Annotated in this window: 10 protein-coding genes; 8 read left to right on the top strand and 2 right to left on the bottom strand. The window is 71.1% G+C overall.

Translation table 11 applies throughout. The annotated features are described in order from the left end of the window. Positions 1 to 19: 19 nt before the first annotated feature. A complete protein-coding gene (locus AC1DW0_RS18625; protein ID WP_457320834.1) occupies positions 20 to 907 on the bottom strand; it encodes a hypothetical protein in 888 nt (295 codons plus the stop codon). 145 nt (positions 908 to 1052) lie between these two features. Between AC1DW0_RS18625 and AC1DW0_RS18620 the strand changes: the two genes are divergently transcribed. The 8 genes from AC1DW0_RS18620 (at position 1053) to AC1DW0_RS18585 (ending at position 10921) form a co-directional block, all read left to right on the top strand. After that, entirely contained in the window at positions 1053 to 1952 is a 900-nt protein-coding gene (locus AC1DW0_RS18620) for an AAA family ATPase (RefSeq protein ID WP_477947293.1), read from the top strand. Between the two features lie 3 nt (positions 1953 to 1955). Beyond that, complete coding sequence (locus tag AC1DW0_RS18615; RefSeq protein ID WP_477947291.1) at positions 1956 to 3203, top strand: vWA domain-containing protein; 1248 nt, start codon at positions 1956 to 1958, stop codon at positions 3201 to 3203. Positions 3204 to 3320: 117 nt separating this feature from the next. Continuing rightward, positions 3321 to 3635, top strand: coding sequence for a BON domain-containing protein (locus tag AC1DW0_RS18610; RefSeq protein WP_056200713.1), 315 nt, complete (start codon positions 3321 to 3323; stop codon positions 3633 to 3635). Positions 3636 to 3724: 89 nt separating this feature from the next. Continuing rightward, the gene (locus AC1DW0_RS18605; protein WP_457389885.1) at positions 3725 to 4273 is read left to right on the top strand and encodes an SRPBCC family protein; all 549 of its coding nucleotides are present in this window, start codon (positions 3725 to 3727) and stop codon (positions 4271 to 4273) included. Between the two features lie 219 nt (positions 4274 to 4492). Beyond that, complete coding sequence (locus tag AC1DW0_RS18600; protein ID WP_477947288.1) at positions 4493 to 5596, top strand: acyltransferase family protein; 1104 nt, start codon at positions 4493 to 4495, stop codon at positions 5594 to 5596. A 136-nt stretch (positions 5597 to 5732) separates the two neighbouring features. Then, on the top strand, positions 5733 to 7724 hold the full coding sequence (locus AC1DW0_RS18595; RefSeq protein ID WP_477947286.1) for a ferritin-like domain-containing protein: 1992 nt from the start codon (positions 5733 to 5735) through the stop codon (positions 7722 to 7724). After that, a complete protein-coding gene (locus AC1DW0_RS18590) occupies positions 7705 to 10521 on the top strand; it encodes a PAS domain-containing hybrid sensor histidine kinase/response regulator (RefSeq protein WP_457352201.1) in 2817 nt (938 codons plus the stop codon). The genes AC1DW0_RS18595 and AC1DW0_RS18590 overlap by 20 nt, the downstream gene beginning before the upstream one ends. 13 nt (positions 10522 to 10534) lie before the next feature. After that, the gene (locus tag AC1DW0_RS18585) at positions 10535 to 10921 is read left to right on the top strand and encodes a DUF488 domain-containing protein (RefSeq protein WP_477947284.1); all 387 of its coding nucleotides are present in this window, start codon (positions 10535 to 10537) and stop codon (positions 10919 to 10921) included. A gap of 173 nt (positions 10922 to 11094) precedes the next feature. Here AC1DW0_RS18585 and AC1DW0_RS18580 read toward each other — a convergent pair whose 3' ends face one another. Beyond that, positions 11095 to 11790 carry a helix-turn-helix transcriptional regulator gene (locus AC1DW0_RS18580; RefSeq protein WP_056200736.1) on the bottom strand — a complete coding sequence of 232 codons (696 nt, stop codon included), beginning with the start codon at positions 11788 to 11790 and terminating at the stop codon, positions 11095 to 11097. Between the last annotated feature and the right edge of the window lie 181 nt (positions 11791 to 11971).

The following is an 11971-nucleotide window of genomic DNA, read 5'->3' as shown; positions in this document are numbered from 1 at the left end:
AAGACCCAAGCTTAGAGCCTCACCACGCGTAGCTCGCCCCCAGCAACCCGTAGTTCACGCCTCCCTGGGGCCCGCGGCTGCGGCCGACGCCTGGCGTGACGGTCCAGCCAGCCCCCGCGGCGATGGCTGCCTTCATCTGCACGCTGCGCAGGTTGCCGCCATCGTGCAGCCGGTCCTGCATCACCTCGCCGTTCAGCGCCACGCGCTCGCTGACGCGGTAGGTGGCGCCGAGCTGGTGGCTGCGGTCCAGCGCCGCCTCGTCGCGGTTGATGGCCGTCACGCGGTTGCCCAGCAGCGGCACCCCGGCCAGCAGGCCGCCGCTGTTCGTCGCTTGCGTCGTGCTCGTCGTGTAGCGGTTGCGCATGACGGCGCCGTAGACGCTCAGGCGCGGCGTGACCGCCACCGCGCCGTGCACGCCCAGGCCATGGCCCCGCAGGCGCTGCTCGACCGGCGTGGCCGCGCCGCCGCCTGACGCCACCGTGCCCCGCGCACGGGCACTGCGCTTCACCGCATCGATACCGACGTTGACGCCCTCCGCCGGCCGCCAGTCCACCGCTGTAGCCAGGTCCGTCTGGCGCAGGCGCTCACCGTCGCGGCGCTGGCTGGCGTTCACACTGGCCTGCCAGGCCTTGCCGGCCACGCCACCACCGACCGCGACCTGCCGGGGCTTGACGCTGTTGCCACTGGCCAGGTCGTGGCTGCGCGACTGGCCGGCGCCCAGTTGCACCCAGGCGCGCTCACCCACGGGCAGGCTGACCGCCGCCGCCGCGCTCTGATTGCGCTGGCCATCGCGCTGCACGGCGAGGTTGACGGCGCGTTTGTCGGCATTCGGTGCCACCTCCTCGGCGTGGGCCATGCCGGCCAGCATCAGGGCGGTGGCAATGAGGCAGAGTTTGGACGTGTTCATGAGCGGGCTCCGTTGGATATCGAGTGCTGCGGGACGCTTCGGTCCCTCAACCCGACAACGCCGCCCGCGGCACAAAACTTCCCCGCCCAGATGTAAGCAGGCGCAGCCCACCGCATACTTGCTCCAACTACCCATGAGGCCTGCCGTGCCCGATCCCGCTCCGGACAGCAGCATCGACGCCGTCGCCCAGGCCCTTGAGGCCCAGGCCTATCTGCCCTCGCGCGAGCTGGCGACAGCCGCCTTCCTCGCGCTGCGCCTGTCGCGGCCCTTGCTGCTGGAAGGCGCGCCGGGCACCGGCAAGACGGCCATTGCCGCGGCACTCGCCACGGCCCTCGGCCGGCCGTTGATCCGCCTGCAGTGCTACGAAGGCCTGGACCTGGCCGCGGCCGCCTACGAGTGGAATTACGCGCGGCAGATGCTGGAGATCCGCCTCGCGCAGGCACACGAACGTGAACGCACGGCCGACGAACTCTTTGCGCGCCGCTTCCTTATCGAACGCCCGCTGCTGCAGGCGCTCACCATCACGCCCGCGCCCGTGCTGCTCATCGACGAGCTGGACCGCGCCGACGCGCCCTTCGAAGCCTTTCTGCTGGAGTTCCTGGCCGACTTCCAGATCACCATCCCCGAACTCGGCACCCTCACGGCTGCCACACCACCGCTGGTCATCCTCACCAGCAATCGCAGCCGCGAGGTCCACGACGCCGTCAAGCGCCGTTGCCTCTATCACTGGGTGGACTTTCCCGATGCCGCGCGCGAGCTCGCCATCGTCAGCGCGCGCCTGCCGCAGATCGAGCGGCGGCTCGCCGCGCAGGTCGTCGCCTTTGTGCAGGGCCTGCGCCAGCTCGACCTCTACAAGCTGCCCGGCCTGGCCGAGACGCTGGACTGGTCGCGTGCCCTCATTGAGCTGAACGCCATCAGCCTGGACCCGGCCACGGTGCAGTCGACCTTGGGCGTGCTGCTGAAATACCAGGACGACATCGCCCGCGTGCAGGGGAGCGAGGCCGCAAGGCTGCTTGCAGAACTGCGGCAGAGCGTCGAGGGCTGAGCCGTGGACCCGCATGCCGAGCGCTGGGCCGCTCCCGAGCCGGCATGCATCCCCTCGGGGGATCGGCTGGTGTACCCGCCGGCCGAGGGGCACCACCTGGCGGAAAACCTTGTGCATTTCGGCCGCGTCTTGCGCACGGCCGGCTTGGCCCTCGGCACCGACCGGCTGCTGCTCGCCGCCCAGGCGCTGGAAGCCGGCGGCCTGGCCTCGCGTGCCGACTTCAAGGCGACGCTGGCCGCCTGCCTGGTCGACCGGCCCGAGCACCGGCCGCTGTTCGAGCAGGCCTTCCACGTCTTCTGGCGCGACCCCGACCTGCTCGGCCGCATCATGGCCCTCCTACTGCCGCAGGCCCAGGGCCGTGCGGGCGCACCGCCACCACCCGAGAACCGGCGCCTGGCCAATGCGCTGTTTCCTGGCGCGCCTGCCGATTCGCCGCGCGCCGAGCAGGTCGAGATCGAGGCGCGTCTGGACGCCGGCAACCGCGAGCTGCTGCAGCGGCGCGATTTCGACACGATGACGGCCGCCGAATGGGCCGCCGCGCGCCAGGCCCTCGCCGCGTTGCAGCCGCGCCTGGCGCAACAGCTCACGCGCCGCCATGCGCCCGCGCCGCAAGGCCGCATCGCCTGGCGCGCCACGCTGCGCGCCGAGGCCCGGTGCGACTTCGCCCTGCCCACCCGTGAGCGCGCCCGCCGCCGCCCGACACCCCTGGTGCTGCTGGCCGACATCTCGGGCTCCATGGGCCGCTATTCGCGGGTGCTGCTGCATCTGGCCCAGGGCCTGTTGAATCCGGCCGGCGGCGCGGGCGAGGCCCCCGTCGTTGAAGCCTTCGTCTTCGGCACCCGGCTCACGCGCATCACGCGCCAGCTCAAAGCCCGCGACCCCGACGCGGCGCTGGCCGCCGTGTCCGCCGCCGTGCCGGACTGGGCCGGCGGCACGCGCATCAGCCAGAGCCTGCACGCCTTCAACCGCGACTGGGCGCGCCGCGTGCTGGGCGGCGGCGCGGCCACGGTGCTGCTCGTCACCGATGGCCTGGAACGCGACGCCGAGGACGGCGGCTCGCACCTGGCCTTCGAGGCCGAGCGGCTGCGCCTGTGCTGCCGCGAGCTGATCTGGCTGAACCCGCTGCTGCGCTTCAAGGCTTTCCAGCCGCGCGCCGCGGGCGTGAAGGCACTGCTGCCCCAGGTGACTCGCCATCTGCCGGTGCACGACCTCGACAGCATCGACCGCCTGCTCGACGCCCTGAAGCGATAGCCCACGTCCTACAGGCTGGCGGCGCAACGTCCGCCCTGCACGGGCAGTCCCACTGCTTAGATTTCGGTTTCGGCGGTGCGCATCCAGTGCTACCGCTTCCGATTGAAAGGAAGAGTCATGAAGATTTCGCAACTCGCTTCGCTGCTGGTCGCCGCTGCCCTGGTCACGCCGCTGGTCGGCCATGCCGATGACAAGCCGCCCGGCGCGGCCAAGGCCTGGGTCAAGGACTCGGTCGTGACGACCAAGATCAAGACGCAGCTCGCCACCAGCAAGATCTCGTCGCTGGCCATGGTTCACGTCGAGACCGACGCCAACGGCTATGTGCAGCTGACCGGCAAGGTCGCCACGCAGGCCGAGAAGGACCGCGCCGAAGCCATCGCCAAGGCAGTCGACGGCGTGAAGTCGGTCGACAACCAGCTGACCGTCAAGTAAACAGCGCCCCCGGCCTCCCGCGCTGCCCGTCAGGCCCTGTCTGGCGGGCAGCGCTTTTTGTTGGCCGGGCCGACGGTCAGAATCGGTGCATGAATCTGACCGGCCAGCAGCATCTGCCCGTGTCCCAGGCCCAGGCCTGGGCCGCGCTGAACGACACCGCAATGCTGCAGGCCGCCGTGCCCGGCTGCGAGGCCCTCACGTCGACCGGCGACAACGCCTTTGACCTGTTGATGGCCGTGTCCATCGGGCCCGTGAAGGCCAGGTTCAAGGGCAAGCTGCAACTGTCCGAGTTGACCCCGCCTCTGAGCTACCGCATCGGCTTCGAGGGCTCGGGCGGCGCGGCCGGCCATGGCAAGGGCCAAGCCTTCGTCCAGCTGCAGGCCGTGTCGCCCAGCGAAACGGTGCTGAGCTATGACGTGACGGCCAGCGTCGGTGGCAAGGTGGCGCAGATCGGCTCGCGTCTGGTCGATGCGGCGGCACAAAAGCTGGCCCAGGACTTCTTCATCCGCCTGCAGGCCGCGCTGGTTGAGCGCCATCCGCCAGCCGCCGCGCCGGCCCTCGCCGCAAGTGCCGCGCCGGCCGAGCGCCGTCACGCGCTGCAGCGCCTGCGCGCCTGGCTGCGCCGCTGGTTTGGGTGAGGCGGTTTGCAAAGAACAAGCACCTCTTCGTGACCAGCTGAAACACCATGGGGATTTCCCCAGGACGCCACCGGTACAATTTCACATGTCCGAGACAACGGGCCTGCCTGCGCAGGCCCGTTCTTTTTGTGCAATGAATCCACAGCCCCCGCACCCACTTCGCTCGCCGCCCTCCCGGGGTGTGCGTCAGCGCGTGCCAGCGGCTGGGCCGCACTGATCATGTCCAGTCCCTCCGGCCGACTGCCCCATCTTGACGTCCTGAAGGCGCTCGCGGCACAGATCATCGTGCTGCACCACCTGGTCAGCTACGGGCCGATCGCCCGCGCCGCCCACGCCGCCCTGCCCCTGCTGGCCGGCGCCATGCATCAGTACGGGCGCATGTCGGTGCAGATCTTCCTGGTCGTCGGCGGCTATCTCAGCGCGCGCGGCCTGTCGCCGCGTGGACAGGCCCTGCAGGCCGCCGTGCCCGAGCTGCTGTGGCGGCGTTATCTGCGGCTGGTGCTGCCCTTCCTGGCGGCGCTGGCCCTGACACTGGGCATCTCCGGCCTCATCGCTTCGTCCTGGCCCGAGCTGGTGCCCGCCGACATCAGCGTCGGCCAGCTTCTCGCTCACGCGCTGCTGCTGCATGACGTGCTGGGCTATGAAGCGCTGACCGTGGGCGCCTGGTATGTGGCCATCGACCTGCAGCTGTTTGCCCTGCTCGTGGGCCTGCTGTGGCTGGCACGGCGCGGCTGGCGGCATCCAAGCCGTCTCGTCGTCGGCCCCGTCCTCGTCGCGGCCGCCGCGCTGGCCTCGGCCTGGGTGTTCAACCGCCAGCCGGAGCTCGACGCCTACGCACCCTACTTCTTCGCGTCCTATGGCCTGGGCGCCCTCGTGCATTGGCTGGGCCTGTCGCGTCACCGCCGCGCCGGCCTGCTGCTGCTGGCAGTGGCCGTGAGCGCCGCGCTGATGGTGGAATGGCGCGACCGCCTCGCCCTGGCGCTGGCCACGGCGTTGTGGCTGTCCTGGGCGCAGGCCCGCCATGCCGAGGGCCGTCAGCTGCTGCCGGCCGCCTTGGCTTCGGCCTTCGCCAGCGCCGCAACGCCTTCCTACGCACTGTTCCTGCTGCATTTCCCGGTGCTGCTGCTGAGCAACGCCCTGCTCGCGCATCTGCCGGGCGCGACACCCGAAGCCGGCCTGGTGCTGCTCGTGGCCACCTGGCTGCTGGCCAACGGCCTGGCCGTGCCCTTCCACCGCTGGGTGGAGGCGCCGGCCGCCCGCTTCGATCCACTGGCATGGCTGCCGCGCCTGCAGTGGGCCCCTCGCCCAGCCTCGCGTCGCTGAACGCGCGCGGTCTGATCGGTTCCGCGAGGACGGCGATGCTTGCGGACCGGGCGCTCGGCCCGTAGCCGCGAACAACCGCCGACATCCCGCAACTGCGTGCTAATGTCGCGCGCTGCTAGTCCCAGGCCGCGCTTCCATGACGATTCAAACCCCGGCCGCGGCCCCCAGCCGCGAGCAACTGCTGCACAGCCTTTACGAGGCCGCCGAGCTCGAGCACAACCTCATGTGCACCTATCTCTACGCGGCCTTCAGCCTCAAGCAGGGCGAGGCCGAGGGGCTGGGTGCCGTCGAGGCCGAGGCCGTCGAGCGCTGGCGGCGCGAGATCATCGCTGTCGCCATCGAGGAGATGGGCCACCTGGTGGCGGTCTGGAACATCACGGCGGCGCTGGGCGGCGCGCCGCGCATCGGCCGCGGCAACTTCCCGCTCGACCCCGGCAATCTGCCAGCCCGCGTCGTCGTCAAGCTCGCACCTTTCAATGACGCGACGCTGCAGCACTTCATCTTCCTGGAGCGCCCCGAGGGCAGCGCTGAAGAGGACGGCGAAGGCTTTGCCGCCGAGCGCCTGTTCACGCGCGGCTCGACGGCACCGCGCGTCACGCCGATGGCGCGCGACTACGACACCGTCGGCCATTTCTACGCCACGCTGAGCGCCGACCTGCGCGCCTTTGTCGAGCTGCACGGCGAGGCCGTGGCCTTCTGCGGCAACCGCTGGCTGCAGCTCGGGCCCCAGGAGCTCAACCTCGGCGGCGCCCGCCATGTGCTGTGCTCCAAGACGGCGCTGGCGGCCTTCGACGCCATCGTGCAGCAGGGCGAAGGCGCCCCCAGCGACAGCGCCACCTCGCATTACCACCGCTTCGCCGCCATCCGCGAGGAGCTGGCCCAGCTGCGCGCCGCCCACCCGGGCTTCGAGCCCGCCTGGCCGGCCGCCACCAACCCGGTGCTGCGCCGCCCGCCGCGGCCCGAGGGCCGGGTCTGGCTGGAGAACCCGGCCGCGGCCGCGACGGTGGACATCGCCAACGCCAGCTACGGCCTGATGCTGCGCCTGCTGGCCCAGAGCTATCTGCTGCCCGGGCCGTCGGCCGAGAAAAGCCTGATGGTGGATCTGGGCATCTGCCTGATGCGCGCCTTCACACCGCTGGCCGAGCATGCCGCGCGGCTGCCTGCCGGCGCGAGCAATCCGGGCTGCAACGCCGGCGTCAGCTTCACCGCCCTGCGCGACGCGGCAGCGTTGCCACCGGGGCCGGCCGCGCGGCGCTTCGTCGTCGAACGCCTGGGCCAGATCGCCGACGCAGCGGCCAGCCTGCACGCCGAGCTCGGGGCCGAACGCAGCGGCCGCGCGGCACGCCTGCTGCAGTCGCTGCGCGAACGCGCCGAGCGCGGGCTGGACCTGAACGCACCCGTCGCCGCGCCTGCACCCGCCGCTGCGCCCGCCGCAGCACCTGCCGCGGCAGCACCGCCCCCGCCACCCACGGAGACCGTCGACGGCATCGAGATCGTGCAGGGCGACAAGCTCGAATTGCGCTTCGAGGCCCAGCGCTGCATCCATGCACGCTTCTGCGTGACCGGCGCGCCCAAGGTCTTCCTCGCCAATGTGCAAGGCCCCTGGCTGCACCCGGACGCCATGCCCGTCGAGCGCCTCGTCGACATCGCCCATGCCTGCCCCTCGGGCGCCATCCAGTACCGCCGCAAGGACGGCGAGGACGACGAGGCGCCGCCGCCGGTCAACTTGCTGTCGGTGCGCGAGGCCGGCCCCTATGGCATACGCGGCGAGCTGGTGCTGCGCGGCCAGGCCATCGGCACGCGCGCCACGCTGTGCCGCTGCGGCGCGAGCAAGAACAAGCCCTTCTGCGACGGCAGCCACCACGACATCCACTTCGACGCGACCGGCGAGCCCGAGACCGGTCTGCTGGGCCTGCCCACCGACATGCCCGCCATGCGCGATGGCCGCATCGACATCGAGCCCGAGCCCAACGGCCCGCTGCAGCTGCGCGGCCAAATCGAGGTGCTGAGCGGCACCGGCCGCATGGTCTGCCGCGTCGCGCAGGCGCGGCTGTGCCGCTGCGGCGGCAGCCAGACCAAACCTTTCTGCGACGGCACGCATGCCCGCAATGGCTTCAGTGCCGACTGACGCCAGCGACACCCGCAGCGCGCTGCAGCAGATGGCGGCGCGCACGCTGATCTGGATCGTCGGCGTCGTGGGTACCGTGGCCGCGCTGATCGGCGCCGGCGAGGCCGCCCTCGGCCTGCGCGCGCTGTGGGGCAGCCAGCGCCTCGTCGTCGGGCTGGCGTTGCTGGCAGTCAGCGGCGCAGGCTGGCTGCTGTGCCGCGCCGGCCGCGCGCGGCTGGCCACAACCCTGATCCTCGGCGGCACGCTGATCGCCCTCGTCGCCCACGCGGCCCATATCGGCCTGGGCGTGCACACCGTCATCCTGGCGGCCGGCGCCCTGGTCATCGCGCTGGGCGGCGGCGTGGCCGGCAATGCGGCGGCAGCCGTGCTGACCGTGCTCTACCTCGCCGCCATCGGCGTGCTGGCCGCGATGGAAGCCCAGGGCCTGCTGCCGGGCTTGAGCGCGCCGCGCCAGCCGCAATTGATCGATCGCGTCGTCGCCCACTTCCTGATCGCCACCAGCGGCCTGGCCTCGGCCCTGCTGCTCAACCGCATCCTGGGCACGGCACTGACGCGCGCCATCGGCGAGGAGGCCCGCCTGGCTCGCCTCGTGCAGGCCGCCCACAACTGGGCCTGGGAAGCCGACGCCAAGTTCCGCGTCACCATGCTGTCCGATGAGTTCGAGGCCCTGTCCGGCCACAAGCGCGAAGACTTCCTGCGCATGGGCGAGCCCGGCGGCGCCATGCTCGTGCGCGACGCCGACTACCCCGGCCTGCTGGAGGACATCCGCGCCAAGCGCGCCTACCGCGACCGCATCAACGGCTTTCGCGCGCCCGACGGCCGGCTGCTGTGGACGCTGGGCTCGGGCGAGCCCGTCTTCGATGCGAACGGCAGCCACATTGGCTGGCGCGGCGTCAGCCACAACATCACCGGCGAGCGCCTGGCGCTGCAGCAGCACCAGCGCACCGCCAACATGCTGGACCGCGTGCTGCGCGCCAGTCCCGACGCCATTTGCGTGGCCCATATGGAAGACGGCCGCATCCGCTTCGCCAACTCCGGCTTCTGTGCCCTGGTGGGCCTGTCGCGCGACGAGCTGATGGGCCACTCGGGCCGTGAGCTCGGCCTATGGCCCGACAGCGGCGAGCCCAGGCGCCTGGCCGCCGAGCTGGCCGCGTCAGGCATCGTGCGCGACTTCCGCTCCGCCCTGCTGGTGCACGGCGAGTGGCGTGACGTGCTGGTGTCGGCCGCAACGCTGGACTGGGAGGGCGAGCCGGCCACCATGCTGATCGCCCGCGACATCACCGAGCGCGAGCGCGCGCGCATCGAGGCCGAGGCCATCCTCGACCACGCCAGCGTCGGCATCGCGCTGACGCGCGGCGAGCGCTTCGAGCGCGTCAATCGCCACTGGCAGGAGATCTTCGGCGGCACCGAGCCGCAGCTGGCCGATGGCCACGCCTGCCTGCCTTCGGCCCAGGAGGTCGCCAGCGCCGCACTGGCATTCGAGCGCGACTTCATCCGCCCCGATGGCCGGCGCATCACCGTGCAGTTCAACGCCCGCGGCCTGCCAACGACGCTGGCCGGCCGCAGCGAAGGCCGCAACGACCAGGACTGCGACCACGCGACGCTCTGGGTGGCCGAGGACGTCACCGAACGCCGCCGCCAGGAGCGCGAGCTGCGGTCTGCCAAGCAGCAGGCCGAAGGCGCCAGCCACGCCAAGAGCGCCTTCCTCGCGACGATGAGCCACGAGATCCGCACGCCGCTGAACGGCGTGCTGGGCCTGGCGCGGCTGCTGCAGCAGGCCGGGCCCGACGAGCGCCGGCCGCAGTACCTGGCCCACCTCGTGGCGGCGGCCGAGTCGCTCAATGAGATCGTCTCCAACGTGCTGGACCTGTCCAAGATCGAGGCGGGTCATCTCGAGCTGGAGACCATCGAGTTCGACCTGCACGCGCTGGCCCAGGCCGGCTTCGAAGGCTGCGCGGCGTTGGGCCGCGAGCGCGGCCTGGACATGCAGATCGAACTCGCACCAGGCCTGCCGCGCCTGGTCATCGGCGACCCGCTGCGGGTGCGCCAGATCATGGCCAACTTCCTCGTCAACGCGCTGAAGTTCACCGAGCGGGGCCACATCCGGCTGAAGCTGTCATCGGCCGGCGAAGGCCGCGTGCGCATCGTCGTCGCGGACAGCGGCATCGGCGTGCCGCTGGAGTTGCAGAGTCGACTGTTCCGCCCCTTCGCCCAGGCCGACGACTCGACGACGCGGCGCTTTGGCGGCACCGGCCTGGGGCTTTCCATCTGCCGCGAGCTGGCCGCACGCATGCAGGGCCGCGTCGGCGTGCAGAGCGACGGCGCGAACGGCTCCAGTTTCTGGGCCGAGCTGGCCCTGCCTACGGCCCTGACCATCGACGACACCGCTGCGCGCAAGCGCATCCCGATGCCGCCGCGCTACCCGCTGGCCGGCCAGCGCCTGCTCGTCGCCGAGGACAACCCGGTCAACCGCCTCATCATCACGGCCCTGCTGCAGCGCCTGGGCGCCGAGGTCGTTGAGGCCGAGGACGGCGAGCAGGCCGTCTGCCTCGCGCGCGAGCAGGCCGGGCGACTGGACGGGGTGCTGATGGACCTGCACATGCCCAAGGTCGATGGCCTGAAGGCGACGCAGCTGCTGCGCGCCGATCCGATCACCGCCCAGCTGCCCATCCACGCCTTCACGGCCGCCGTGCTCGACCAGGAACGCCAGGCCGCGCTGGCCGCCGGCATGAACGGCTTCATCGCCAAGCCGGTGGCCGAAGAAGAAGTGATCCGCGTGTTGGGGCGCCAGCCCTGAAAGGACGACCGCCATGCCCATCCGCATCGTCAGGCTCGGCAGCCCGCGCGCCCAGAACGAAGGCACGCGCATCGGCACCGTGCGCCGCCCGCCGCGTGGCGTGCCCAAGGCCGAGTTCGCATCACGCGACTTCTACGATGTCTGGTTCCCCAATCTCGCGCCCAGCGTCGAGACGATGAAGCTCGGCCAGGCGGCTGAGACAGACGCCGAGTGGAAGATCTTCAAGAAGAAGTACAGCGCGGAGATGGCTGCGCCGGAGGCACAACATGCGTTGTCGCTATTGGCCACGCTATCGGCGCAGACGAATTTCTCGGTGGGTTGCTATTGCGAGGATGAGGCGAGATGTCATCGCCCCCTGTTGCGCGCGCTGCTTGAGGACAAGGGCGCGCGCTGTACTTAACTCGCCGGCGGCATGCTGGTGTCGAATTGCGGGCCGAGCGCTGGGCCGCTCCCGAGCCGGCCCGCGTTAGGCGATGTGCTTGCGGCTCGATGCCGCAAGCATCGCCGTCCCCTCGGGGGACCGGTCAGGCACGCCCGCGTTCAGCGGCGCGAGACTGGACGAGGGGCTCCATTTCAAGCTCCGCCGTTGTCCTGCGCCTCGCGCTTGCGGTTCATGTCCGCCAGCGTCTTGCCCGCCTCGTCGCGGAAGGTCTCCTCCAGCACCTCCAGCGTCTCGACGCGATCGACGCGGAAACTGCGGAAGTCATTGCGCAGCTCGCACCAGGCAGCCAGCGTCCAGACCGGGCCCCAGAACAGGCAGGCCAGCGGGCGCACGATGCGCTCGCTTTTCACCCCACCCAGATCGAGATAGCCGACCTTGAGCTTGCGGCGGTCCTCGGTGGCCTCGCGCATGGCCGTCAGGTGGGCGCTGGTGGCCGGGTCCAGGGCCGGCAGCGGCGCATACAGCGCCAGGCTCTCGGCCGCGGCGCGAGCGTCCAGCGGCAGCACGGCGAGGATCTTGGACAGCGCGTTCTCGGCCTGGCGGGCCAACGCCGCATCCAGCCGCGATTCGGCCATGCGCACCGTCGCGACCAGGGCCTGGGCCTCCTGCTTGCTGAACATCAGCGGCGGCAGGTCAAAGCCTGCCCGCATGCGGTAACCGACGCCCGCCTCGCCCTCGATGGGCACGCCCTGCTGGCCCAGCGCGGCGATGTCGCGGTAGACGGTGCGCATCGACACCTCGAGGCGACTCGCGAGGTAGTCGGCCGTCGTGAGGCGGCGTCCGCGGATGAGCTGGACGATCTGGAAGAGGCGGTCTGCGCGGCGCATAACCGGTCATTGTGCGGGACCGGGCATGCCCCTTGCAGAAGACACGTGTCACCGACAACGAGGTCGAGCTTCATCATGGCCATCTACGCCTCCTTCCAGGCCCGCGGTACCCGCGGCGCCGAACTGGCCACGCTGGGCGCCATCAGCGCCCCACTGGCTTCCCTGGCTCAAGACCAGCTAT

The sequence above is a fragment of the Roseateles sp. P4_D2 genome, assembly GCF_056401875.1.
Note: the sequence above shows the minus strand (reverse complement) of the source record. Positions and strands in the feature narration are given on the sequence as shown.

Excerpts from the sequence above, each read along its gene's own strand:
- AC1DW0_RS18585 (WP_477947284.1), top strand. The coding sequence starts at position 10,535 with ATGCCCATCCGCATCGTCAGGCTCGGCAGCCCGCGCGCCCAGAACGAA.
- AC1DW0_RS18610 (WP_056200713.1), top strand. The coding sequence starts at position 3,321 with ATGAAGATTTCGCAACTCGCTTCGCTGCTGGTCGCCGCTGCCCTGGTC.
- AC1DW0_RS18605 (WP_457389885.1), top strand. The coding sequence starts at position 3,725 with ATGAATCTGACCGGCCAGCAGCATCTGCCCGTGTCCCAGGCCCAGGCC.
- AC1DW0_RS18600 (WP_477947288.1), top strand. The coding sequence starts at position 4,493 with ATGTCCAGTCCCTCCGGCCGACTGCCCCATCTTGACGTCCTGAAGGCG.
- AC1DW0_RS18590 (WP_457352201.1), top strand. The coding sequence starts at position 7,705 with ATGGCTTCAGTGCCGACTGACGCCAGCGACACCCGCAGCGCGCTGCAG.
- AC1DW0_RS18595 (WP_477947286.1), top strand. The coding sequence starts at position 5,733 with ATGACGATTCAAACCCCGGCCGCGGCCCCCAGCCGCGAGCAACTGCTG.
- AC1DW0_RS18625 (WP_457320834.1), bottom strand. The coding sequence starts at position 907 with ATGAACACGTCCAAACTCTGCCTCATTGCCACCGCCCTGATGCTGGCC.
- AC1DW0_RS18580 (WP_056200736.1), bottom strand. The coding sequence starts at position 11,790 with ATGCGCCGCGCAGACCGCCTCTTCCAGATCGTCCAGCTCATCCGCGGA.